This window comes from Nocardia sp. NPDC004151, assembly GCF_042874235.1.
In the GTDB taxonomy this organism is placed as follows: Bacteria; Actinomycetota; Actinomycetes; order Mycobacteriales; family Mycobacteriaceae; genus Nocardia.
This window is the reverse complement of sequence record NZ_JBIAMR010000006.1, coordinates 159,138-183,553: the sequence shown is the minus strand read 5'-3', so window position 1 is coordinate 183,553 and position 24,416 is coordinate 159,138. Positions and strand designations below refer to the sequence as shown.

Below are 24,416 nucleotides of genomic sequence, written 5' to 3'. Positions count from 1 at the left end.
GAGCGAACTCCTGACCAGGCCGGAAGCACTTGCCCTCAACCTTTGTTGAGGTCTTAGTGTCGGTGGTGCGGGGTTTGCTGTACCCCGGACAGGTGAGGAGCGGGGATGAGTATCGAATCGGTGGCGTGGAATCAGCTCTATCGGCAGATGCACGCGCCCACGGAGCAGCGGCCGCTGCGGATGGCGACGGCGAAGCGGATCCTCGCTTTCGCGCGCCCGCATCACCGGCAGCTGGTGTCGTTCCTGATCTTCAGCATCGTCTCCGCGCTACTCGCGGTGGCGACGCCGGTGCTGGCGGGACGCGTCGTCGACGCCATCGTGTCGCACGGCGCGCCGCGGACGGTCATCGTGCTGGCGGTGATCATCGCGGTGGTCGCGGTCCTGGACGCCGGGCTGGGCCTGGTGATCCGGTGGCTGTCGGCGCGCATCGGAGAAGGGCTCATCTTCGATCTGCGCACCGCGGTGTTCGACCACGTCCAGAAGATGCCGATCGCCTTCTTCACGCGTACTCGGACCGGCGCACTGGTGAGCCGGTTGAACAATGACGTCATCGGGGCGCAGCGGGCCTTCAGCACCACCCTGTCCGGGGTCGTCACCAATGTGGTGACCCTCGCGCTGACCCTGGCCGTGATGCTGCGGCTGTCCTGGCAGATCACCCTGCTCGCGCTGGTGCTGCTGCCGGTGTTCGTCCTGCCCGCGCGGCGCATGGGCGACCGGCTGGCCGGGATCCAGCGTGAGGCCGCCGGGCTCGACGCGGCCATGAGCACCCAGATGACCGAACGCTTCTCCGCGCCCGGCGCCACCCTGGTCAAACTGTTCGGGCGGCCGCGGCAGGAGTCGGCGGAGTTCGGGCTGCGGGCCGGGCGGGTGCGCGATATCGGGGTGCGCACCGCCATGCTGCAGACGGTCTTCGTCACCGCGCTCACCCTGGTCTCGGCGCTCGCGCTGGCGCTCGTCTACGGGCTCGGCGGCTACCTCGCGCTGAAGGGACAGATGGAACCCGGCTCGGTCGTCGCGCTCTCGCTGCTGCTGACCCGGCTGTACTCGCCGCTCACCGCGCTGGCCAGCGCCCGGGTGGACGTGATGTCGGCGCTGGTGAGCTTCGAGCGGGTCTTCGAGGTGCTGGATCTGAAGCCGTTGATCCAGGATTCGCCGCTGGCCGGGCCGGTGCCGCCGGGTCCGGTGGCGGTCGAGCTGGACGGCGTCAGCTTCGGCTATCCATCGGCGGACAAGGTGTCGCTGGCCTCGCTCGAGGATGTGGCGACCCTGGACACCCGGGGCGGTGAGGAGGTGCTGCACGAGGTGTCGCTGCGCGCCGAGCCCGGGCAGATGGTGGCGCTGGTCGGCTCCTCCGGGGCCGGGAAATCCACCATCGCGCAATTGGTTTCGCGGCTCTACGACGTGGACTCCGGCGCGGTGCTGCTGGGCGGCAAGGATGTGCGGGAGCTGACCGGGCAGTCCATCCAGGACACCGTCGGCCTGGTCACCCAGGACGGGCATCTGTTCCACGACAGCATTCGCGCCAACCTGCTGCTCGCACGGCCCGAGGCCACCGAGGACGACCTCTGGGACGCGCTGCGGCGGGCCCGGCTGCGCGACCTCATCGAATCGCTGCCCGACGGTCTGGACACCGTGGTCGGCGAACGCGGTTACCGCTTGTCCGGTGGTGAACGGCAGCGGCTCACCATCGCCCGACTGCTGCTCAAACAGCCGCGCGTGGTGATCCTCGACGAGGCCACCGCCTCGCTGGACTCCACCTCGGAGGCGGCCGTGCAGGAAGCGCTGGCCGAGGCGCTCGACGGCCGCACCGCCCTGGTCATCGCGCACCGGCTGTCGACGATCCGCAATGCCGACCAGATCGTCGTGCTCGAGCACGGCCGGATCGTGGAACGCGGCACCCACACCGAACTGCTCGCCGCGGACGGCCGCTACACCGAGCTCTACCGCACCCAGTTCGCCGATTCCAGCGTGCCCGCGACGGCCTGATCGGACTCGGCGGGGTCGGCCTGATCGGACCGGACACCTTGCCGGATCGGCAAAAGGATTCGAGGCGGGTGGGCGCTCCCCGATAGCGTCGGGGCATGAGCGCTCACTCCCACGAACAGGCAGGCACGCACGGACACCAGCATTCCCACGGTCACGGCCACGGGCATGCGCACGGTCACGGTCACACGCACGACGGAATCGACTGGGCGACCATGATTCCCGACCTGCAGCGCGACGACGCCATGTCGGCCGCCACCAATGCCGAGATCGCGCGCCGACTGGTCGGATCGATTCCCGCCGGGGTCGAGGCGGTCGTGCTCGACATCGGTGCGGGCGCGGGCGGTCAGAGCGTGGCGTTCGCGCGCGAACTACTCGCCCGCGGCGGCGGCCGGTTGCTGATCGTCGACGCCGTGCCCGAACTGCTCGAGGTCGCCCAGCAGGCCGTGAAGGTCGCGCTGGACGGCGACGACCGGGTGCACGTCGAGACGGTGACCGCCGATGCCGCGGCCGCGGACTTCGGCGCGGGACTCCCGGCCGCGGACCTGGTGTGGGCCTCCCGCATGGTGCATCACCTGCCCGATCAGCAGGCGGGCGTGGCACGCTTCGCCGGACTGCTGCGTCCCGGCGGGCGGCTGGCGCTGGCCGAGGGCGGGGTGAGCGTGCGGTGCCTGCCGTGGGAACTCGGCATCGGCGCACCCGGTCTGCAGGATCGGCTGCTGGGCCTGCGCGACGCAGGCTTCGCGCAGATGCGCACCGACATCACCGGCGCGGTCTCCATGCCCTACGGCTGGAATGTGGCGCTGACCCGGGCGGGGCTGGCCGAGTCCACCTCCTTCAGCGTGCTCACCGATCACCCCGCGCCGCCCGCACCGGCCGTGCGCGACAGTGTGGTGGCGTGGCTGACCGGTTTGAGCGAGCGGGTCGGTGAACGCCTCGACGCGGCGGACCGGGCCACCATCGCGGCCCTGCTGGATCGAGACGCCGATACGTATATCGGTGCGCGCGAGGACATTTACATTCTCGGGGCCACCACGGTGTTCGTCGGCCGCCGCTGATCCGGCTCCCGCCATGCCGCGGGACGACATGTCGATCGGGCGCGATCGTGATCTGGCCGTGCCCGAACCGACACCGTGTTGTGGCCGCAGAACCCGCTCCGACCTCCCGAAATGCCCTGCTATGCGGCATAATTCGAGCTCCCATGGCATAACCCACATGATCGTTTCACATGCCGGGGGAGGAGTTTCGGTGACCCGTACCAAGGAGCAGCGGCAGACGGCCGCGACCCGCGTCGACGATATCGAGGGCGTGCTCGGTGCACGCCGATATCGGCCCTCGATGGACGCGCCTCCCCTGGAACTACGGGTGACCAGCGGCACCAAACGCACCGACGAGGACTGGATCGTCCCCAAACAGCTGGTCGCCGAATGCGTCTCGGGCAAGCTGGTGGTCGACTTCACCCAGGCCCGGTGCTCCCGGCGCGAGATCGACATCCGGGTCGCGGCCGGTGCGGGCGCCATCGTGCTGATCGTGCCGCGCGGCTGGCGAGTCGACACGGACGGCGTGCGACCCGGCAACGGCACCGTCGCCAATCGGGTCAAGCTGCCGCGGTTCCCGGGCGCCCCGCTGATCCGGGTCACCGGGGAGGCCGATTCGGGTGCGGTGAAGGCGCGCTACGCCTACCGCACGCCCATCGGGCTGCTGCGCCGCTCCCGCTGACCCCGGGCGCGCTGCCACCCGACGGATTCCGCGGATCCCGGCATTCCGGGAAACCATGCGGTATGACGGAAGGGTGACGCGCTGGCTGCTGCACGTCGACCTCGACCAATTCCAGGCCGCGGTCGAATTCCGGCGGCACCCGGAGCTGCGCGGGCAGCCGGTCATCGTGGGCGGGAACGGCGATCCCACCGAACCTCGCAAAGTGGTGTCCTGCGCGTCCTATCCGGCGCGGGCATTCGGGGTGCGCGCGGGTATGCCGCTGCGCACCGCCGCGCGAGCCTGCCCGGACGGTGTCTTCCTGCCGCAGGATCTGGCCACCTACGCCGAGGCGTCCGAGGAGATCATGGCGCTGCTGCGCACCTTCCCCGGACGGGTGGAGGTGCTCGGCTTCGACGAGGCCTTCCTCGCCGTCGACACCGAGGATCCCGAGGAACTGGCGGGCGAGATCCGGTCCGCCATCGCGGAATTGGATCTGACCTGCGCGGTCGGCATCGGGGACAACAAGACCCGGGCCAAACTGGCCACCGGGTTCGCCAAGGCCGTGGGGAAATCGCCGCCGGCGGCCGACGAGCCGCCGCCCGAGCAGGACGCGGGGACCGGGGTATTCCGGCTGACCAGCGCCAACTGGGTCGAGTTGATGGCTCACCGGCCGACTACCGCGCTGTGGGGGATCGGCGCGCGCATCGCGAAACGCATGAGCGGGTTGGGCATCGAGACCGTGGCCGATCTGGCCGCCGCCGACCGAGGCTTGCTGGCGGCCGAGTTCGGGCCCAATACCGGGCCCTACCTGTGGGTACTCGGGCACGGGGCGGGCGACACCGATATCGCCGAGCCGCGAGAACCGGTGGGGCACAGCCGCTCCGAGACCTTCCCGCGCGACCTCACCGAACGCGACGAGATCGACGCCGCGGTGGTGCGGCTGGCCACCCAGGTGGCGGAGGAGACCTTCGCGGCCGGGCGGGCCATCGGGCGGGTGAGCGTGACGGTGCGGACCAAGACCTTCTTCACCCGCAGCAAGCAGCGGAAACTACCCGCGCCGACCACCGACGCCGACGAGATCGCGCAGACCGCGTTGGAGGTACTGGACGGGTTCGAGCTGGATCGGCCGATCCGGTTGCTCGGGGTCCGTGTCGAGTACGCCATGCTGTGATCAGGTCTACCGACGGAAGGCATCCTCTCGATGAGCGACAACTACGAGAACATCCTGTTCGAGCACGACGGCCCGATCGCCCGCATCACGCTGAACCGGCCGAACGCCGCCAATGGCATCGATCAGGCGCTCGCCGAAGAGCTGGAGCGCGCGGCCACCTACTGCTCGGAGGATCCGGCGGTGAAGGTCGTGGTGCTGACCGGGGCCGGGCGGTTCTTCTCCGCGGGCGGCGACGTGCGGGCCATGGCGGCCAGCGGCGACACCGGCGCGTTCATCGAGAAGCTGGCCGGGACCCTGCACCGCGCGGTGTCGGCGCTGGCCCGGATGGACGCGCTGCTCATCGTGGGCGTGAACGGCACCGCCGCGGGTGCGGGCATGAGCCTCGCGGTGGCCGGTGACCTGGTGGTGGCCGCCGAGTCCGCCGCCTTCACCATGGCGTACACCAAGATCGGCCTGAGCCCGGACGGCGGCGCGTCCTACTATCTGCCGCGTCTGATCGGCCTGCGCAAGACCCAGGAGCTCATGCTCACCAACCGCACCCTGCGCGCGGCCGAGGCCCTGGAGTGGGGTCTGTTGCACCGCGTCGTCGCCGACGACGAGCTGGCCGCGGCGGTCGAGGCGCTGGCCCAGGAGTTCGCGGCCGGTCCCAAGGCATCGAACGCGGCGGTGAAGAAGCTGCTGCTGGTCTCCGGGCAGCACAACCTGGAGGAGCAGCTCAACACCGAGGCGGCGTTCATCACCCGTAACGCGGAATCCGCGGACGGCCAGGAGGGTATCGCCGCCTTCACCGGGAAGCGCGCCCCGAAGTACGCCTGACGTCCGGATTCGTCTGAGCCCGGCCGTTTTCCCCGATCCGGCCGGAGCTCCGCCCCCTATGCTCGGACCATGGGTTTCCAGGCGATGGTGGCACAGGAATCGGACAGCGGGATCGCCCTCATCCGGGAGGAAGTCGCCGACGACTTCCTCATGCCGGGTGACGTGACGATCAAGGTGCATTTCTCGAGCGCCAACTACAAGGACGGACTGGCCATCACCCCGCGCGGCGGCGTGGTGCGGCAGTACCCGCTCATCCCCGGCATCGACCTCGCCGGTGAGGTGGTCAGCTCCACCGATCCGGAGTTCGCGCCCGGCGACCTGGTGGTCGCCCACGGCTACGACATCGGCGTCGCCCACCACGGCGGCTTCGCCGAATACGCCCGCGTCCCCGCCGGCTGGGTGGTGAAACTGGACGGCCTCACCCCGCGCGAGGCCGCCGCCATCGGCACCGCGGGCTATACCGCCGCCATGAGCGTGCAGGCCCTCCTCGACCGCGGCCTCACCCCCGACTCCGGCCCGGTCCTGGTCACCGGCGCGACGGGCGGCGTCGGCACCGTCGCCGTCGACATCCTCTCCGGCCTGGGCTTCGAAGTAGTGGCCTCCACCGGCAAACTCGGTGCGAGCGAATTGCTTTCGGCCCTCGGCGCGACCTCGGTCATCGGCCGCCTCCCCGCCGAAGGGGAAAAGCTCCGCGCCCTCGGCAAGGCCCAGTGGGCCGCCGCCGTCGACAGCGTGGGCGGCGAATCGCTGGCCCACATCCTCAGCACGGTCAAATATGGTGGCGCGGTGGCTGTTTCCGGCCTGACCGGCGGCTCCGACCTCCCCACCACCGTCATGCCCTTCATCCTGCGCGGCGTCTCCCTCCTCGGCATCGACTCGGCCCACTTCCCGATCGCCCAGCGCCGCGACCTGTGGGCCCGCCTCGCCAAAGACTTGAAACCCCAGCACCTCTCATTGCTGGAAAATTACGCCCCCATCACCGAAGCCGAATCCGTCCTCCGCTCCATCCTCGACGGAACCCACTCCGGCCGAACGATTCTCGGCGTCGCAGGCGAGTTCTAGCCGACGATCGCATGAACGAGATTGTGGTCGGAGGCTCCGGCCACATCCTCGACGACGAGGTCGCGCACGGGCACTCCGTGCGCGACAACATGATCGATGAACTGGGACTTCGACCCCGAGTCGCGAGGGCGGGTCGGGATGGAATCCGACGGGAACTCGGCCACGGTGTATCCGTCGCCCAATCCGGCCGCCAGCACCGCCCTGTCGATATTGAAGTCACCGAGCAGGACCGCCGGTCCGGTCGCGGTGAGTTCGCGCAGCTGAGCCAGTTGATCGACGCGACGCTCGTCGCCGGTCACGTGCGTGGCGACAATCCGCAGTCCGTCGATCTCGATGGCGACCCAGCCATTGCCCGGATCGGAGTCGAAGGGCACCGCGCCGACCTGCCGTGCGGATCCGTTCACCATGAGCACGAGATGCTCGGTCCGATCCGCCAGGACATCCGGCACGCGCCGCGGCTTCGGCACCCGCGGGTAATCGAGAACGTGGAATTCCCTGGCCGGCAGCGCAGCTCGAAGGCTTGCCAGCTGGTCGCCACTGACCTCCATGAGCGCGATGACGCGCTCGGTCCGGGCCGCGAGGGTCGCAGTCACGGCCGCGATGCGCTTCGATTCCTCCGGCCACTTCTCGGCGATAGTACTGGCCCAGTTGTCGGCATGGATGCGGTGCAGGACATTCCAGGTGGCGACGGTAATCACCATTGCACCCTATGAGATCCGAACGGACCGTGCGGCTTTCGTTTCATGTGAAACATAGAAGTTCGCTCAGAGGTTGCGGGGTATCGGCCCGCCGAAACGAAAGGAGCCGTGTGTCCGCACAGCAGACACACGACTCCGGCTCGATCACTTACGCGGTCGCGCTCAGCTGCCGCCCGTCGTAGGCCGGTTCGGCGACCGGTTCGATGGCGTAGGCCAGGATCTCGGCCACGTCGGCCACGGGGCGGACATCCAGGGCGGCCAGCACCTCGGCGGGGACCTCGTCCAGGTCCGGCTCGTTGCGGGCCGGGATGAACACGGTCTTCAGGCCGGCGCGCTGGGCGGCGAGCAGCTTCTGCTTCACGCCGCCGATCGGCAGCACCCGGCCGTTCAGCGTGACCTCACCGGTCATGCCGACATCCGCGCGGACCTGGCGACCCAGGGCCAGCGACACCAGGGCGGTGACCATGGTGACGCCCGCGGACGGTCCGTCCTTGGGCACCGCGCCCGCCGGGAAGTGGATGTGGATATTGCGATCCAGCACCTTCGGCTCGATGCCGATCTCTTCCAGGTGGGAGCGGACGTAGGTCAGGGCGATCTGCGCGGACTCCTTCATGACGTCACCCAGCTGGCCGGTCAGGGTCAGCGAGCGATCGCCCTCGGCGGCATTGGCCTCGATGTAGAGGACGTCGCCGCCCGCGCCGGTCACGGCCAAACCCGTTGCGACGCCGGGAACCGCGGTGCGTTCCACCCCGTCGGGGGTGAAGCGCGGACGGCCCAGGTAGTCCTTCAGGTCACCCAGTCCGATCACCAGCTTGCCGGACGCCGTCGCGTCGGCGTCGTAGCCCAGATCCTGGTCGTACCCCAGGCCCTCCGGCACGAATTCGCCCTTGCCGACCAGGCTTTCGGTGTCCGAGATGTCCGCGGACTCCGACAGCTTGGTGGCCGCCTTGCGCAGCGCCTTCGCGATCAGCCGCTCCATCTGGCGCACACCGGCTTCCCGGGTGTAGTTGGCGGCGACCTCACGCAGCGCCTCGTCCGTGATCGAGACCTCCTCGGCGGTCAGAGCGTTGCGCTCCAGCTGCCGCGGGATCAGGAAGTCGCGGGCGATGGCCACCTTGTCGGCCTCGGTGTAGCCGTCGACGCTGATCAGTTCCATGCGGTCCAGCAGCGGGCCGGGGATCGTCTCGAGGACGTTCGCGGTCGCGATGAACAGCACGTCGGACAGGTCCAGATCCAGGTCCAGGTAGTGGTCGCGGAACGTGTGGTTCTGCGCCGGGTCCAGCACCTCCAGCAGGGCCGCCGCGGGATCGCCGCGGAAGTCGCTGCCGACCTTGTCGATCTCGTCCAGCAGGACAACGGGATTCATCGATCCCGCCTCCTTCATGGCGCGGACGATGCGGCCGGGCAGCGCGCCCACGTAGGTGCGCCGGTGACCGCGGATCTCGGCCTCGTCGCGCACGCCGCCCAGGGCGACACGAACGAACTTGCGGCCCAGCGCCCGTGCCACGGACTCACCCAGCGAGGTCTTGCCGACGCCGGGCGGACCGACCAGCACCAGCACCGCGCCGGAACCGCGTCCGCCGACGACCTCCAGGCCGCGGGCGGCCCGGCGGGAACGCACGGCCAGGTACTCGACCATGCGGTCCTTGACCTCGTCGAGGCCGTGGTGGTCGGCGTCCAGCACCGCGCGGGCGGCCGAAACATCGGCGGAGTCGGTGGTTTTCACCGTCCACGGCAGTTCCAGCACGGTGTCCAGCCAGGTGCGGATCCAGCCCGTCTCCGGGCTCTGATCACTGGAGCGTTCCAGCCGTCCGACCTCGCGCAGCGCGGCCTCGCGGATGTCGTCCGGCAGGTCGGCGTTCTCGACGCGGGTGCGGTAGTCCTCCGCGCCGTCCGGCTCGTCCTCGCCCAGCTCCTTGCGAATCGCGTTGAGCTGCTGGCGCAGCAGGAATTCGCGCTGGGTCTTCTCCATCCCCTCGCGGACGTCCTCGCTGATCTTCTCGCTGATCTCGGTCTCGGCGATGTGCTGGGTGGTCCAGTCGATCAGCTTGTTCAGTCGCGCTTGGGTATCCGGAGTGTCGAGGATCTCGCGCTTCTGCTCGTTGCTCAGGTACGAGGCCCATCCGGCCGCGTCGGCCAGCGTGGACGGATCGTTCATCTGATTGACCGCGTCGATCACCTGCCACGCCTCGCGGCGCTGCAGGACCGACACGACCAGCTTCTTGTATTCGGCCGCAAGCTCTTTCGTGCGTCCGTCGGCGGCCGGAATCTCCACCGGCTCGGCCTCGACCCACAGCGCCGCGCCCGGCCCGGTCACGCCGTGCCCGATCTTGGCCCGGCTCTCGGCCTTCAAGACCGCCGCGGGCGCGCCGCCGCGCATCCGGCCGACCTGTTCGATGGTGGCCACCACGCCGTAGGCGGCGTAGCCCTCATCGAGGCGAGGCGCGACCAACACCTGGTTGACCTTGCCCGCGCGGGCGGCATCGATGGCGGCCTGCGACGACTCGTCCAGCTCGATCGGCACGACCATGCCGGGCAGCACGATCGGATCGGTCAGGAACAGGACCGGCAGGTTCTGAGGTGTAGTCACGTCTTCGACCCCTTCCAAGGTTGAGCGTCACCCAGTCAACCTCGGAGGTATACCGATTGTTCCACCCCGCTGTTCGCCGGCGGCGAACGTGGCCGCGACCTAGGGAATGAGGATCGGGACCAGGTAGGTCCTGGCGAAAGCCGTGAGCGCGGGTTCGGAGTCGAGGTCGATGCCGCCGGTTGGTTGCAGGATCAGGGAGTGGACTATTCGGCAGACGACTTCGGTGCGGGAGGAGAGGTCCGCGGGTTCGGGTAGGGCGTTGTCGGTCAGGACTTTTCGGAGGAGTTCGGTGGCGGAGACGACAGCGAGGACGAAGGGGGCGGCGCCGTCGGTGGTGAATTGGGGGAGGAGGCGCTCGGGTTCGAGGGTCATCAGGCGCTCGACCAGGGGGTGGGTGCGCCAGCGGGTGACGACGGTGGAGAAGACGGCGGCGACCGTGTCGGCGAAGGTGTCGTGGCGGGACGGGATGTCCTCGAGGTCGTCGAGGAGGCGGCGGACCTCCCGGGCGGTGACGGCCCGGACCAGTTCGTCCCGGGAACCGATGCGGCGGTAGACGGTGACGCGGTCGACCTCGGCTTGGCGGGCCACGTCCTCGATCGTCGTCTTCTTGACTCCGACGCGGCCGAATTGCACCAGGGCGGCGTCGAGGATGCGGTCCTCGATGGAGTCCGTTCCGGGGGTGTCTTTCGAGGTGGCGGCTGTCGGGGGCACGGTTCGAGGCTAACAGTCGGATGCAGCGATGCAACAATTTGCGGTGATTTGTGGCTGCAACATTGCCATGGTGTTTGTTGCTTTGTTACGGTCGCGGCATGGCTGAGGACAGTGCAACGAGGCGCTCCTATCAGGACGAGGCCCACGCGATTCAGGCTCGGGACGTGCATTTCGACTTCTCGTCGGTGCCGATGCACTACATCCCGGGGGAGGTGCTGGCGACGCACGTCGTGAATGTCATGCACCTGGTGCTGCCGGAGGGGGAGCGGGCCATGGCGGCCTGCCTGGCCGAGGCGCTGCCATTGATCGACGACGAGCGGTTGCGGGAAGAGGTCGCGGGGTTCGTCGGACAGGAGTCGATGCACGCGAGCAGCCACGAGGGGGCGCGGAAGCACCTGCAGGAGATCGGACTCGACGTCGAGTCGTATGTCTCGAAGATCGCGTGGCTCACCGATCGGGTGCTCGGCGATCACGGCCTCACCGGGCGCGCGAAGCAGGAATGGCTGAAGGAACGGCTCGGATTGTTCGCGGGGATGGAGCATTTCACCGCGGTCATCGGCGAGTGGCTGCTGGAAACCGATGCGCTGCAACGGGCCGGGATGGATCCGACCATGCTGGATCTGGTCCGGTGGCACGGCGCGGAGGAGGTCGAGCACCGCAGCGTGGTGTTCGACGCGTACATGCACGTCGACGGCGGATACGGGCGTCGGGCCCGGACCGGGCTGCTGGCCAGTGGACTGCTGCTGCCGCTGTTCGTGATGTCGACCGCGTACCTGTACCGCCGCGATCCGAGCCCGGACAAGGGCCGCTTCTGGCTGAAACAGTTCGTGAGCGCGACCCGGCGGCAGGTGATTCCGAACTTCACCACCTTCGTCACCGAGATGCCGCGCTACCTGGACCGGAGATTCCATCCCTCCCAACTGGGTTCGATGGACAACGCGCTGCGCTACCTGGCGCACTCCCCGGCGGCCCGCGCATGACGGCCGCGCCGACCTTCGGGCTGCGGGCGCTGGGCGCGGCGGTGGACGTGTACAAGAAGGTGTTCACCACCCCCGCGCTGTCGCGACCGCACCCGGTACGCCACAACGGCTTCGACATGGACGCCGTCGTCGAGACGGCCGAGGCGGAAGCCGAGGATGTGGTGAGCCTGACCCTGGTGCGGCCCGGCCGGGAACGGTTGCCCGCGTGGCGGCCCGGATCGCATCTGGACCTGTTTCTGCCGTCCGGCCGGCAGCGGCAGTACTCGCTGTGCGGCGATCCTGTCGACCAGCACTGCTATCGGATCGCGGTGCGCCGGCTGCCCGACGGTGACGGCGGATCAGTGGAGATGCACGCGCTGCGCCCCGGCGATCCCGTGCGAATTCGCGGTCCCCGCAACGCGTTCACGTTTGTCGAGCGCGCGCCTTCCTATCTCTTCCTCGCCGCCGGAATCGGCATCACGCCGATCCTGCCGATGGTGCGCGCGGCCGGAAAGCGCGGCCACCTCGTCTATCTGGGGCGATCCCGGGACACCATGCCGTTCCTGGACGAACTGCCCGTCGACACCGACATCCGCCCCGATGACGAGTGCGGCGCGCCCGATATCGCGGCGATCCTGCGGACCGCGGAGCCCGGCGCGGCGGTCTACGTCTGCGGCCCGCCGCCGGTCCTGGAGGCCGCACAGCGCACGCTGTTCGCGGTGAATCCGACAGCCTCCCTGCACACCGAACGCTTCTCCGCGTTACCGGTGATCGACGGCCGGGAATTCGCTCTGACTTTGGCGCGCAGCGGAATCGAGGTGCGGGTCGGCAGCGCCGAAACCGCGCTGGACGCCATCCGCCGGGTGCGACCCGACGTCGCCTATTCCTGCCGCCAAGGCTTCTGCGGCACGTGCCGGACGCGCGTGCTGTCCGGCTCGGTCGACCATCGCGACCGGCTGCTCACCGAGGCCGAACGACCCGGTCACATGCTCACGTGTGTGTCCCGCGCGGTCGACGGCCCGCTCGTGCTCGACCTCTGACCAGTGAAAGGCCGAACGGTCTCATGCTCACTCGCTTCCCGCTCACACCCACCGATGACACCTTCCTGACCACCGCCGCGCACCGCTACGTCCACGTGGTCGATCTCCCCGGCTCCCCGCAGGCGGTCTGGCAGCTGCTGATCGCCGACGATGCCCTGGCCTCCTGGTCGGCGGCGGTCACCTCGGTCGAATGGCTGTCGCCCCGCCCCTTCCGGGCAGGCACCACCCGGGTGGTCACGCTCGGCGGCGTCGTCAGCCTGCTGGAGCGGTTCTACCGCTGGGAGCCCGGTTCGCGAATGACCTTCACGGTCGACGCCGCGTCGATTCCCGGTCTGAAACACTTCGCCGAAGACATTCGGCTCGAGCCCATCTCGACGGGAACACGGTTGACCTGGACCTTCGCCCTCGAAGGAACCCCGGCGCTGCGCCCCCTGCTCACCGCGGCGAGCCCACTCCAGCGGTACGTCACCCAGACGATCGCCCGGGGCGTCGCCCGTCGGGCGCAGCCGGCTTCCGCGGAGGCCCGACGATGACCGACTCCATCGAACACCGGAACATCGTCATCCTCGGCGCGGGCTTCGGCGGGATCGGGCTCGCGATCAAGTTGCGGGAAGCCGGATTCGAGGATCTGGCGCTGCTGGAACGCGCGGCGGATCTGGGCGGGACCTGGCAGGCCAATACGTATCCCGGGTGCGCGTGCGATGTGCCGTCGCAGTTGTACAGCTACTCGTTCGCGCCGAATCCCGACTGGTCGCGCACGTATGGGCGGCAGCCGGAGATTCTGGAGTACATCCGGGCTGTCGCCACCGAACACGATGTGGTGCGGCACATTCGGCTCGAAACCGAGGTGCTGGACGCGCGCTGGGACGAGGAGCGTTCGCATTGGCTGATCGAGACCTCACGAGGGCCGATCACGGCGGACTATTTCATCGCGGCGGCGGGAATCTTCGCGGAGGCGAAGTATCCGGACCTGCCGGGGCTGGACACCTTCGAGGGCACGGCATTTCACTCCCTGCACTGGGACCACTCCCACGATCTGACCGGGGAGCGGGTCGCGGTGATCGGGACCGGCGCGTCGGCGGTGCAGTTCATTCCCGAGATCCAGCCGAAGGCCGCGCGGCTGACCGTGTTCCAGCGTTCCGCGCCCTGGATCGTGCCGCGCATGGACCGGCGAACGCTCGGGATGGAACGTGCGATGCTGCGCCGGATTCCCTTGACGCAGCGCCTGGTTCGCGGCACCTGGTACGCGCTGATCGAGAGCTTCGGCCTGGTCGGATTCGTGGACAATCGATTCCGGCATCCGTTCGAGACGCTCGGGCGGATCCAGCTGCGACGGCAGATCCGCGATCCGGAGCTGCGCGCGAAGCTGACCCCGGACTACATGATCGGCTGCAAGCGGGCGATCTTCTCCGACGCCTATCTGCCCGCGCTGGAGCGGGACAATGTCGAGGTCGTCACCGACGGTATCGCGGAAGTCCGCCCGCACTCGGTAGTGACACGCGCAGGCGTCGAAATCCCGGTCGACACCATCGTTTTCGGCACCGGATTCGAACCCCTCGCCGCCGCTTTCGAACACATCACCGGCCGCGACGGCCTCAGCATCGCCGAGCTGTATCGCAAACAGCCACGCACCTACCTCGGGACAGCGGTCGCCGGCTTCCCCAACTTCTTCTGCACCCTCGGCCCGTTCGGCGCGGCGGGCAACCAGTCGGCCGTCTACATGATCGAGTCGCAGATCGCCTACATCGTCGACGCCCTCGCCACCGTGCGCGACCGCGGCGCGCGCCGGGTGGAAGTGCGGGCCACGCAACAGGACGCGTTCGTGGCCGAGATGCACCGGCGCAGCGCGGCGACGGTGTGGCTCACCGGCGGCTGCGAGACGTACTACACGACGCCGGACGGCAGCAATGCCGGACTGTATCCGGGCTGGAGCTTCGAGTACCGCAGGCGCACACAGCAGTTCGATTCCGACGCGTACGAGGTGAGCGCCTGATGGAGTACGACATCGACGGCAAGGTCGTCCTGATCACGGGCGCGGGCCAGGGCATCGGCCGGGCCCTCGCCGCCATCCTGTGCCGGCGCGGCGCACGGGTGATCGTCGCCGATATCGACGCGACCGCCGCGCGGCGAACCGCACTCGACCTCGGCGAACGCGCCCACGCCGTCACCGCTGACGTCACCGATCGGGCGCGGATGGCGGCCGTGATCGCCGAGGCGGTCGAGCGGTTCGGCGGCCTGGACGTGGTCGTCGCCAACGCGGGCGTGACACCGGTGCCCGCCACCCTGCGCACCATGGACCCGCGCGACTTCGACCGCGTCCTCGGCATCAACCTGACCGGCGTCTTCAATACCGTGCACCCCGCCCTCGACCACATCGTCCGCGCCCGCGGCCACGTCGTCGTGGTGTCCTCCTGCGCCGCCTTCGCCCCCGGCATGGGCGGGTCGCCGTACATGATGAGCAAGGCCGCGGTCGAGCAGCTGGGCCGCGCCCTGCGGGTGGAGCTCGCCGCGAGCGGGGCCACCGCCGGCGTCGCCTACTTCGGCATCGTCGAGACCGCCATGACCCACGACATGCTCGACGCCGACGACCTCGGCCGCCGCCTGGACGCCTTGCTGCCCTGGCCACTGAGCGTGCGCATCACCGCCGACCAGGCCGCCCGCACCATCGCCGACGGCATCGCGCGCCGCGCCGCCCGCACCATCGCACCGCGCGGATGGACGCCCTACGCCCTGCTGCGCGGCGCGATCAATGTCGTACTCGACGGCCGACTGGCCGCGAATCCCACTGTCCACCAGCTCATTCACGCGATCGAGGACCGCCGATGACCGACACCCTGCCCGCGGCCTTCCAGCACACCGCCGCCCTCGACCCCGACGCGATCGCCCTGCGCACTCCTGGCGACACACGCACTCTGACCTGGCGGGACTACGCCCGTCAGGTGCGGGAGGTCGCCGCCGGGCTAGCCGCCATCGGCGTCACGCGCGGGGACACCGTGGCGCTGATGATGAGCAACCGGGTCGAGTTCTATCCCCTCGAAGTCGGTGCGCAGCATCTGGGAGCGACATCGTTCTCGGTGTACAACACACTGCCCGCCGAGCAGCTGGCGTACGTGCTCGGGAACGCGGGAGCGCGAATCGTGATGTGCGAGCCGCAATACGTGGAGCGGTTGCGGAGCTGCGGGGCGCCACTCGATCGGATCATCTGCGTCGACGACGCGCCCGAGGGGACCATGACGGTCGCCGAGCTGATCGCTTCCGGTGCAGCCGATTTCGACTTCGAGGCCGCATGGCGGGCCGTTCGACCGGAGGACATCGCCACCCTGATCTACACGTCCGGGACCACCGGCAATCCCAAGGGCGTGGAGACCACGCACGCCAATCTGCTGTTCCAGGTGCGCGGGATCGCCGAGGTACTGGGGTTCGTATTCGGCGACACCATCACCTCGTTCATGCCGACCGCGCACATCGCCGACCGGCTCACCGCGCTGTACGTGCAGGAAGTGCTCGGCACCCAGGTCACCTGCGTCAGCGACGCCAAGGAGATCGCGCCCGCGCTGGTCGATCTGAAGCCGACCGTGTGGGGTGCGGTGCCCCGGGTGTGGGAGAAGCTCAAGGCCGCAATCGAATTCAAGGTCGCCAACGAACCGGACGTGGATCGGCGGGCGGCGATGGAGTGGGCGCTGTCGGTGGCTGCCACCCGCAGCGGCTACCAGCTGGCCGGCGCAGCCGTGCCCGAGGATGTCGCCGCGGATTGGAAGCGCGCCGACGACTTGGTGCTGCGACACCTGCGGGCCGCCCTGGGGTTCGACCGGCTGCGCTGGGCGCTGTCGGGAGCAGCGCCGATTCCGCCGCAGACCCTGGGATTCTTTGCCGGACTGGGTATTCCGATCGCGGAGATCTGGGGCATGTCGGAGCTGTCGTGCATCTGCAGCGTCTCCCATCCGGACGACGCGAAACTCGGCACAGTCGGAAAACTATTGCCCGGCATGGCGGCCCGGCACACCGCCGACGGTGAGCTCCAGGTGCGCGGACCACTGGTGATGAAGGGGTATCGAGGGCTGCCCGAGCAGACCACGGAGGCGATCGACGCGGAGGGCTGGCTGTCCACCGGCGACATCATCACCGTCGACGCGGACGGATTCCTCACGGTCGTGGACCGCAAGAAGGAACTGATCATCAACGCGGCGGGCAAGAACATGTCGCCCACCCACATCGAGAACACGGTGAAAGCCGCGACCCCGCTGATCGGGGCCATGGCGGTGATCGGTGACGGTCGGCCGTACAACACGGCGCTGATCGTGCTCGACGAGGAGACCGGGGAGCGATTCGCCGACCCGGCGGTGCTCGAGGCGATCGCGGCCGGGGTGGCCGCCGGGAACGAACGCCTGTCCCGGGTGGAGCAGATCAAGCGGTTCGTGGTGCTGCCGACCTTCTGGGAGGCGGGCGGCGACGAGACCACGCTGACCATGAAGCTGAAGCGCAAGGCCATCGCCGCCAAGTACGCGAAGGAGATCGACGAACTCTACGAAGTCAGGGGTTGACGCGGTTGGCTAACTCGATTAGCTTTATGGCTATCGCAGTTAGCCACTCTCGGAGAGCGACAAGACCATGACGCAGTACGTGGACATCGACGGCGGCCGGATCGCATACGACGAGCAGGGCACCGGCCCGCTGGTGGTGCTGTCCCATGGGATGGGCATCGACCGCACCGTGAACCGGCGCCTCGCCCCGCTGCTGGCGGCGGCCGGATACCGGGTGGTCAACACCGATATGCGCGGCCACGGCGAATCCAGCCTGGACTGGGCGTCGGAGACCGGCAAGGCGGCCATCAGCCGCACCGATGTCGCCCACGACCTGCTGGCCGTCATCGAGAAGCTGGGCGGCGGCCCCGCCATCGTGGTGGGCCACTCGCTCTCGGGCGGCTCGGCCACCATCGCCGCCGCGCTGCGGCCGGACCTGGTGCGGGCGATCGTGGAGATCAACCCCTTCACCCTCACCCAGAAGGCCGACGTGGGAGCGCTTTTCACCAACGCGCGCCACCGCCGCGGCATGGTCCCGCTGATGGGGACCATGATGTTCAAGAGCATCGGGCAGTGGCTGAAGTACCTGCGGGTGGCCATGCCGTCCCAGCCCGCCGACCTCGACACCTACCTGGGCGAGGTGGCCGCGAAGCTGAACGAGCCCGGTCGCATGGCCGAGTTCATGAAATGCGGCAAGTCCACCCCGGCCGACGCGGAAGCCCAGGTGCCCAACGTGACCCGGCCCGCGCTCATCCTGATGGGCACCGCCGACCCGGACTTCCCGAGCCCCGAGGCCGAGGGCCAGCGCATCGTCGCCGCCCTGCCCGCCGGACTGGGCAGCCTGGGCCTGATCGAGGGCACCGGCCACTACCCGCAGTTCGAGGCCGCCGAGCGCACCGCCGAACTGATGCTGCCGTTCCTGAAGGAACACCATGCCTAGGGCCGGGCTGAACCGGCCCGACGTCATCGCCGCCGGCGCCGCCCTCGCCGACGAGGTCGGCTTCGGCGACCTGGCGCTGGGCGCGCTCGCGCAGCGGCTCGGAGTGCGCACGCCGTCGCTGTACAAGCACATCGAGAGCTTGGCCGATCTGCAGCACGGCATCGCCGCGCTCGCCATGGCCGAACTCGACGCCCGGGTCCGCGACGCCATGCACGGACTCGCGGGCCGCGACGCGCTGACCGCCTTCGCCAACGCCTTCCGCGGCTACGTGGTCGAACATCCGGGCCGGTACGCCGCCACCGTGGGCGCGCGCTTCACCGGGCCGGACGACCCACTGCTGCAATCGGGTTCGCGGCTGCTGGAATCCATGGAGGCGGTGCTGCGCGGCTACGGCATCGGCGCCGACGAGATGGTGCACGCGCTGCGCACGCTGCGCTCCACCTTCCACGGTTTCGCCAGCCTGCAGGCCTCCGACGGCTTCCAGTGGAGCGACGACGCCGAGCAGAGTTTCGTCTGGATGATCCGTTTTCTCGACCGTGGACTCACCGACATCGGCCTACGATGATCCGATGACGATGCTGGCCGCACGACTCCATCTGGGACCCGAACGCCGACTCGAACTGGACCGGGTGCCGATCCCGGAACCCGGCCCGGACCACGTGCTGGTCAAGGTCGAAGCCGCCGGTGTGTGCCTGTCCGACGTGCACCTCATCGACGGCACCCTCACCCCGCTGTTCCTGCGCGGGGACGTGGTGACGCTCGGCCACGAGGTCGCGGGCACCGTCCACACCCTCGGACCGGGGGTCACCACCGCGAAGGTCGGCGATCGAGTCCTGTTGCAGGCGGGCGAACTGCGCGGCGGCGCCACCTTCACCCGCGGCGTCGACTACGACGGCGGCTGGGCCGAATACACCCTGGCCCGCGTCGACACCCTGGTCCCGATTCCCGACGAACTGCCCTTCGAACAGGCCTGCTTCATCCCCGACGCGGTGTCCACGCCGTGGGCGGCCATCACCGCCACCGCCGAGGTGAAAGCCGGTGAGGCCGTGGGCGTCTGGGGTGTCGGCGGGCTCGGCGCGCACGGGATCCAGTTATTGCGCCTGGTCGGGGCCGCACCCATCATCGCGATCGATCCGCTGCCCGCCGCCCGTGAGCGCGCGCTGTCCTTCGGCGCGGATCTGGCGTTCGATCCGGCCGATCCGGACCTGCGCGCCAAGATCTTCCAGGCCAGCGGCACCGGTCTGGCCGCGGCCTTCGACTTCGCGGGCGTGGCGCCGGTGCGCGAACAGGCGGTCACCTGCCTCGCACCGCAGGGCCGCCTGGTGCTGGTCGGGCTGACGGACAAGCCGATCACCATTACCGGCGGCACCGCGTTCAGCTTCTTCCAGCAGCAGCTGCGCGGGCACTACGGGTCCGCACCGGAGCATGTCACCCAGCTGGTGAAACTCCAAGGGCTGCAACGAATCGACTTCGCGCGCTCGGTGAGCGCCGTGGTGCCGCTCGCCGACGCCCCCAAGGCCGTGCACGCCCTGGAGGCCAAGGAAGGCAACCCGATCCGGATCGTCCTGAAACCGTAGGCGACGAGCGTGCCTGGTGCGGGCTAGCCGAGCCGACGTTGGAAGACGTTGGCGGACTGGCCGTTCGAGAGGTCGACGGTGTAGACCCCCAGGTCCGCTGAGGCGGGGGTCAGGTCCAGGACCATGAAGCCCAGGTCGTTGTAGTTCTCGTAGAGCGCGACGTTGGGGCTGCCCTCGCCGCCCGAGGACGGTTCGCCGTGCACGGATTTCGCGGCCGCGCCGGAGATGATCTGCCGGGTGCCCTTCGACGCGGTGGTGGGTTCGAGCACCTGCAGCGAATGATCGTGGCCCGACAGCAGGAACTGACAGCGGCCGACCACGTGCGCCTCGAAGAAGTCCCGCGCGTGGCGGCCGTCGATCGGGCCGATGGTCAATCCGTCGTATTCGCCGGCGTTCCCGTGCGGCCCATTATTGCGGTACGGATGGTGGGTGCAGGCGATCTTCCAGGGCGCGGGGGACTCGTCGAGAGCGCGGTCCAGCCAGGCCGCCTGCTCGGTCATGAACTGGCCGTCGGCCGCCCAGTACGGCTGGAAGAGCGGGGGCAGGTAAGCGGCGACGGGATTCAGGTCGAGCACGAAGAACTCGACGACCGGATTCTCCTGCGGAACCCGCACCGAGTAATAGCGCGACGGCATGAACCAGCGGGCCGAGCGAGCGTGATAGGCCACCTCGTGATCGCCGCGCAGCAGCCAGCCGCCATCGCCGGGCAGGATCGAGGAATTGTCGTGATTGCCCTGCACCATGAGCCAGGGGAAGTCGAGGTCGTGGTTGGGGTTCTCGAACTTGGCCGCGAACTGGGCGTCGTCGTCGGCCCACGGGCCCTGCTCGTAGACATTGTCGCCGAGGGCGAGGGCGAGCGAGAACGGGTCGCGCGCATGCTGTTCGCGCATGGCGTCGGCGACCTGCCACTGCGGGCGCGCGCCGGTGCCCGCGTCGCCGGTGACGAGCACGCGCAGCCGCTGCGCGTCAGGGAAGGCGAATTTACCGACGGCCGGGGCGTTCTCGGCCTGCGCGGGCGCCGCGCCCACGGTCAGCGCCGCGGCGCCGCCCATTGCCGCGGCGGCGGTGCCGCCGATGAAGGCCCGACGATCGACGGTCATACTCTGCTCCCTGCCTGTCACCCTGGACTCCCCGACTACCACCCTGGTCGGTTGACCAGTATTCCGAACTCCCGGACCCGCCGCAGAGTACGTCGCCATGACCCCGCCCACACCGGCACGACACGACACGTTCTTCCAGGCCAGGACCTTTTGACAGCGACTCGGACCGATGAGAGTGTTGGGGATCTGATTTCTCACCACGAGCTCGGCCGTAGGGGGACCCCGCAATGACGACACTGGCCTCGGGCCTGTTCCTGGATTGGGAACAACTGACGGGCCAGTCCAAACTCGTGGTCGATCTGATCAGCTTCCCCATCTTCAGCGCCATCGCCGGCTGGCTCACCAACTGGACCGGCGTGCTGATGTTGTTCTGGCCGGTCTACTTCAAGGGTTTCCGGGTGCCCGGCCTCGAGATCCTCTACCCCTACCTGCCGCGCCGCGTCCAGGTGCTGCCCACCTTCTCCGGCGACGGCAGGCAGCTCGGCTTCCAGGGCTTCATCCCCGCGCGCGCCGAGAAGATGGCCAGCATCTGTGTGGACGTGGCCATCATGCGGATCGGCAGTCCCAAGGACTTCATTCGCGAACTCGACCTCGAGGGCATCGCCGACCACATCGCCGAGGTGGGCCGCAAACAGGTGCCGGGCATGGTCGACGAGATCATGAGCAAGGAGAACCCTGACCTGTGGGGCGCGGTGCCCAAGTCCGTGCGCAATGCGCTCTACCAGCGCATCGAACGCGAACTGCCGTCGCTGGCCCGGACCGCCTTCGACCAGCTCGGCGACAATGTCGACCAGCTGATCGACATCAAGGACTTCGTCATCCGGTATCTGCGGGAGAACCCGGAGATCCTCAAGGACCTGACCACCACCATCGCCGCACCGGAACTCAAGTTCATGGTCCGCATCGGCCTGCTGGGCGCGCCGTTCGGCCTGCTGCTCGCGCTGTACATGCATGTGCACCAGAGCATTCCGGTGCTGGGCTGGATCCCGCCGTGGCTGGTCATCCTGTCCGCGACCGCGACCATCGGCGTGCTGGTCAATGTCATCGCCGTCAAGATGGTGTTCGAGCCGGGCGATCCCCAGCCTTGGTACAAGTACCTGTGGAAGCAGGCGCTGCTGGCCAAGCGGCAGCCCGAGGCCGCCGCCGATCTGGCCCACATCCTGGCCTACCAGGTGCTGACCCTGCCGAACCTGGCGGGCGAACTGCTCAGCGGCCCCAACGGTGACAAGACCCGGCAGCTGCTGGAACGGCTCATCGCCAAGGAGATCCACCGCCAGCTCGGGCCGACGCACTCGGTGGTGCGGACCGTGTTCGGCAAGCGGCAGTTCGACAATCTGAAGATCGGCGCGACCACCGCGGCGGTAGGGCTGGCCCCGAGCCTGGCCGACGATCCGGAATTCGCGGCCGCGCAGGCCAAGAAGATCGACGAGTTCGCGGCCCGCAAGCTGCAGCAGCTCACGCCGGGCGAGTTCATGGAGATGTTCTACGCCTCCGTCGAGCAGGACGCCTGGCTGCTGTATCTCCACGGCGCCGCCCTGGGCCTGGTGGTCGGGGCCGTGCATCTGATCCTTTTCGGCTGGTAGACAGCCCTTTCGGAGCAACTCTCCGGCAGCCCAGGAAATCAAGCACGCATGCTTGCATTTTTCCGGGACGGCTGCGATGCTGGGCCCGTGGCCGATCTCGAGGCATTGCTCGCCGACTTCACCGCCGAATGCGCCGATCTCGATCGGCTGATCGCGGACCTGGATCCGACCGGCTGGGAGCGCGACACGCCCGCCGCCGGGTGGACCATCGCGCACCAGATCGCCCACCTGAACTGGACCGATCAGGTCGCCGCCATCGCGGCCACCGATGCGGCCGAATTCGACAAGCTGGTGCAGGCGGCGCTGCCGAAGGCCCTCACCTTCGTCGACGAGGCCGCCGAGGAGGGCGCGAAAACCCCTGCGCCGCAATTGCTCGCCGACTGGCGTCGCGACCGTGCCGCCCTGGTGGAGGCGCTGCGCGCCGTTCCGGCCGGGACCAAACTGCCCTGGTTCGGCCCGCCCATGAGCCCCGCCTCCATGGTCACCGCCCGCCTGATGGAGACCTGGGCGCACGGCCAGGACGTGGCCGACACGCTCGGCCTCACCCGGGAGCCCACCGCTCGGCTGCGGCACATCGCGCACATCGGCGTCCGGACCCGGAACTTCGCGTACATGACGCACGGCAAGACCGCTCCCGCCGAGGAGTTCCGCATCGAGCTGACCGCGCCCGATGGCAGTCTGTGGACCTGGGGCCCGGACGACGCCGCGCAGCGGATCAGCGGTCCGGCCTGGGATTTCTGCCAGCTGGTCACCCAGCGTCGCCATCTCGACGATCTGGCTCTCGAGGTGCGGGGCGAGGAGGCGTTGGAATGGCTGGGCCTGGCCCAGGCCTTCGCCGGTCCGCCCGGAAGCGGCAGAACGGCGGGCCAGTTCGCCTGACCCGCCGTCGATCCCGGCCTCCGACCAGAATCCCCAATTCCCACAGGGGCTTTTCTCCCAGCGGTCCGGGCAATGCCCGACCGACCGGGAGGGAGCGAGCGAGCGCCAGCCTGGGTGCGCCGTGCCTGGTGCCGACCGGACGCCGTTGGCCGGAGGTCTCTTCGATGGCAGTCGAGTTGGCGCTCGCCGCTAACAAGTTTTTACCCAGGCTTTCGCTGCCGAAAACCTGATGATGCCCAACCTTTCTCGATAGTGATCCTGGTCTCACCCCAGGCATGTGGTACCCGCCGCCACCGTAATCTGGACGTGCGTACGACTTTCAATGGTGCGGGTCTGCGTTGCGCAGGGGGCCCCAGGGGAGAGGGAGAGGACGCACCAGTCATGTCGCATCAATTGGCGACCCAGGCCGCCCGGTCGACCCGGCGAACAGCCCAGGTGATCCGCTACAGCGCCATCGTCACCGCCAGCATGGCCAGCATCGGGCTGACCGTCGCGGCGGGCTCGTACATCGCCAACGAGATGGCCCAGCGGCCCGGCAAGCTCACGACCACCACACCGGCCGGACGCCCGGCGCTCGCCGCGCCCGGCCCCGCGACCGATCGGCCGGGCGTCCAGCTCGGCGCGCCGATCGCCGAGAAGATCACGCTGACCTCGCTTTTCAGCAAATATCCGCTGGATTCCGCAGTGGCGCAAGTGATTCCGGACCACACCCCGGGCACCGCTCCCGCGGCCGAGACGCCGCGGCCGCTGGCCGGTCAGCTCCGGCTCGGCACCACCTATGTGGGCGCGCAGCTGGCCGGGGTTCAGCACGAGACGGTGACCCTCACCCTCGACACCAACGTCTTCGCCACCGTGGCCGACGTGCTGCTGAACTCGCCACTCGGGCAGCAGCTGGGAATCACCACCGATCCGACCGCCAACACCCGGCTGCGCACCGATGTGAACAGCCGCGGCGACGTGACGCTGACCCTGTCGGATCCGGCGCTGGGCACCTACGGCCTGCAGATCGCCCGGCATCCGGTCCCGGCCGCGGCCGATACGAACGTCGTCCACGGAGCAGACTCCGCGACCGTCACTGTGTGAGACTTC

22 protein-coding genes are annotated in these 24,416 nt (G+C 69.0%); 18 read left to right on the top strand and 4 right to left on the bottom strand.

What is annotated here, in order from left to right:
- Nucleotides 1-105 precede the first annotated feature (105 nt).
- The 6 genes from ACFYTS_RS16305 to ACFYTS_RS16280 all read left to right on the top strand — a co-directional run bounded on the left by ACFYTS_RS16305 (nucleotide 106) and on the right by ACFYTS_RS16280 (nucleotide 6,730).
- Nucleotides 106-1,986 carry an ABC transporter ATP-binding protein gene (locus ACFYTS_RS16305; RefSeq protein ID WP_387304898.1) on the top strand — a complete coding sequence of 627 codons (1,881 nt, stop codon included), beginning with the start codon at nucleotides 106-108 and terminating at the stop codon, nucleotides 1,984-1,986.
- Nucleotides 1,987-2,081: 95 nt separating this feature from the next.
- A complete protein-coding gene (locus ACFYTS_RS16300) occupies nucleotides 2,082-3,041 on the top strand; it encodes a class I SAM-dependent methyltransferase (protein WP_387304896.1) in 960 nt (319 codons plus the stop codon).
- A 190-nt stretch (nucleotides 3,042-3,231) separates the two neighbouring features.
- Nucleotides 3,232-3,702 carry a hypothetical protein gene (locus ACFYTS_RS16295; RefSeq protein WP_357274766.1) on the top strand — a complete coding sequence of 157 codons (471 nt, stop codon included), beginning with the start codon at nucleotides 3,232-3,234 and terminating at the stop codon, nucleotides 3,700-3,702.
- Nucleotides 3,703-3,775: 73 nt separating this feature from the next.
- On the top strand, nucleotides 3,776-4,852 hold the full coding sequence (locus ACFYTS_RS16290; RefSeq protein ID WP_387304894.1) for a DNA polymerase IV: 1,077 nt from the start codon (nucleotides 3,776-3,778) through the stop codon (nucleotides 4,850-4,852).
- A gap of 30 nt (nucleotides 4,853-4,882) precedes the next feature.
- Nucleotides 4,883-5,668 (top strand): enoyl-CoA hydratase/isomerase family protein, encoded by a 786-nt coding sequence (locus ACFYTS_RS16285; RefSeq protein ID WP_387304891.1) that lies wholly within the window; start codon nucleotides 4,883-4,885, stop codon nucleotides 5,666-5,668.
- A gap of 69 nt (nucleotides 5,669-5,737) precedes the next feature.
- Entirely contained in the window at nucleotides 5,738-6,730 is a 993-nt protein-coding gene (locus ACFYTS_RS16280) for an oxidoreductase (protein WP_387304888.1), read from the top strand.
- On the opposite strand, the gene ACFYTS_RS16275 is transcribed toward ACFYTS_RS16280, so the two are convergent.
- The 3 genes from ACFYTS_RS16275 to ACFYTS_RS16265 all read right to left on the bottom strand — a co-directional run bounded on the left by ACFYTS_RS16275 (nucleotide 6,727) and on the right by ACFYTS_RS16265 (nucleotide 10,729).
- Complete coding sequence (locus ACFYTS_RS16275) at nucleotides 6,727-7,431, bottom strand: endonuclease/exonuclease/phosphatase family protein (RefSeq protein ID WP_387304886.1); 705 nt, start codon at nucleotides 7,429-7,431, stop codon at nucleotides 6,727-6,729. The two genes, ACFYTS_RS16280 and ACFYTS_RS16275, sit on opposite strands and share 4 nt — an antisense overlap.
- Nucleotides 7,432-7,576: 145 nt before the next feature.
- Complete coding sequence (gene lon / locus ACFYTS_RS16270) at nucleotides 7,577-9,958, bottom strand: endopeptidase La (RefSeq protein WP_387305158.1); 2,382 nt, start codon at nucleotides 9,956-9,958, stop codon at nucleotides 7,577-7,579.
- A gap of 159 nt (nucleotides 9,959-10,117) precedes the next feature.
- Entirely contained in the window at nucleotides 10,118-10,729 is a 612-nt protein-coding gene (locus tag ACFYTS_RS16265) for a TetR/AcrR family transcriptional regulator (RefSeq protein WP_387304883.1), read from the bottom strand.
- 98 nt (nucleotides 10,730-10,827) lie between these two features.
- Between ACFYTS_RS16265 and ACFYTS_RS16260 the strand changes: the two genes are divergently transcribed.
- The 9 genes from ACFYTS_RS16260 (at nucleotide 10,828) to ACFYTS_RS16220 (ending at nucleotide 19,765) form a co-directional block, all read left to right on the top strand.
- Nucleotides 10,828-11,709: a metal-dependent hydrolase gene (locus ACFYTS_RS16260; protein ID WP_357274781.1), complete on the top strand. Its 882-nt coding sequence runs from the start codon at nucleotides 10,828-10,830 to the stop codon at nucleotides 11,707-11,709.
- Entirely contained in the window at nucleotides 11,706-12,728 is a 1,023-nt protein-coding gene (locus tag ACFYTS_RS16255; protein WP_387304880.1) for a PDR/VanB family oxidoreductase, read from the top strand. Before ACFYTS_RS16260 ends, ACFYTS_RS16255 begins: the two co-directional genes overlap by 4 nt.
- A gap of 23 nt (nucleotides 12,729-12,751) precedes the next feature.
- Nucleotides 12,752-13,261 (top strand): SRPBCC family protein, encoded by a 510-nt coding sequence (locus tag ACFYTS_RS16250; RefSeq protein ID WP_387304877.1) that lies wholly within the window; start codon nucleotides 12,752-12,754, stop codon nucleotides 13,259-13,261.
- On the top strand, nucleotides 13,258-14,721 hold the full coding sequence (locus tag ACFYTS_RS16245) for a flavin-containing monooxygenase (protein ID WP_387304874.1): 1,464 nt from the start codon (nucleotides 13,258-13,260) through the stop codon (nucleotides 14,719-14,721). The genes ACFYTS_RS16250 and ACFYTS_RS16245 overlap by 4 nt, the downstream gene beginning before the upstream one ends.
- The gene (locus ACFYTS_RS16240; RefSeq protein ID WP_387304871.1) at nucleotides 14,721-15,554 is read left to right on the top strand and encodes a short-chain dehydrogenase/reductase; all 834 of its coding nucleotides are present in this window, start codon (nucleotides 14,721-14,723) and stop codon (nucleotides 15,552-15,554) included. The genes ACFYTS_RS16245 and ACFYTS_RS16240 overlap by 1 nt, the downstream gene beginning before the upstream one ends.
- The gene (fadD11, locus tag ACFYTS_RS16235; protein WP_387304869.1) at nucleotides 15,551-17,269 is read left to right on the top strand and encodes a fatty acid--CoA ligase FadD11; all 1,719 of its coding nucleotides are present in this window, start codon (nucleotides 15,551-15,553) and stop codon (nucleotides 17,267-17,269) included. Before ACFYTS_RS16240 ends, fadD11 begins: the two co-directional genes overlap by 4 nt.
- 67 nt (nucleotides 17,270-17,336) lie before the next feature.
- Nucleotides 17,337-18,188, top strand: a complete 852-nt coding sequence (locus ACFYTS_RS16230) for an alpha/beta hydrolase (protein ID WP_357274795.1) — start codon at nucleotides 17,337-17,339, stop codon at nucleotides 18,186-18,188.
- Nucleotides 18,181-18,753: a TetR/AcrR family transcriptional regulator gene (locus tag ACFYTS_RS16225; RefSeq protein ID WP_387304866.1), complete on the top strand. Its 573-nt coding sequence runs from the start codon at nucleotides 18,181-18,183 to the stop codon at nucleotides 18,751-18,753. The genes ACFYTS_RS16230 and ACFYTS_RS16225 overlap by 8 nt, the downstream gene beginning before the upstream one ends.
- Nucleotides 18,754-18,757: 4 nt before the next feature.
- Nucleotides 18,758-19,765, top strand: a complete 1,008-nt coding sequence (locus ACFYTS_RS16220; protein WP_357274800.1) for a zinc-binding dehydrogenase — start codon at nucleotides 18,758-18,760, stop codon at nucleotides 19,763-19,765.
- 23 nt (nucleotides 19,766-19,788) lie between these two features.
- Here the strand turns inward: ACFYTS_RS16220 and ACFYTS_RS16215 are convergent, their stop codons facing one another.
- Nucleotides 19,789-20,865, bottom strand: a complete 1,077-nt coding sequence (locus ACFYTS_RS16215; RefSeq protein WP_387304864.1) for a metallophosphoesterase — start codon at nucleotides 20,863-20,865, stop codon at nucleotides 19,789-19,791.
- A gap of 227 nt (nucleotides 20,866-21,092) precedes the next feature.
- Here ACFYTS_RS16215 and ACFYTS_RS16210 point away from each other — a divergent pair, with 227 nt between their 5' ends.
- The 3 genes from ACFYTS_RS16210 to ACFYTS_RS16200 all read left to right on the top strand — a co-directional run bounded on the left by ACFYTS_RS16210 (nucleotide 21,093) and on the right by ACFYTS_RS16200 (nucleotide 24,410).
- On the top strand, nucleotides 21,093-22,448 hold the full coding sequence (locus tag ACFYTS_RS16210) for a hypothetical protein (RefSeq protein WP_357274804.1): 1,356 nt from the start codon (nucleotides 21,093-21,095) through the stop codon (nucleotides 22,446-22,448).
- A gap of 87 nt (nucleotides 22,449-22,535) precedes the next feature.
- Nucleotides 22,536-23,327 carry a TIGR03084 family metal-binding protein gene (locus ACFYTS_RS16205; RefSeq protein WP_387304862.1) on the top strand — a complete coding sequence of 264 codons (792 nt, stop codon included), beginning with the start codon at nucleotides 22,536-22,538 and terminating at the stop codon, nucleotides 23,325-23,327.
- Between the two features lie 381 nt (nucleotides 23,328-23,708).
- Nucleotides 23,709-24,410, top strand: coding sequence for a hypothetical protein (locus tag ACFYTS_RS16200; protein WP_387304859.1), 702 nt, complete (start codon nucleotides 23,709-23,711; stop codon nucleotides 24,408-24,410).
- The last annotated feature ends 6 nt before the right edge of the window (nucleotides 24,411-24,416 follow it).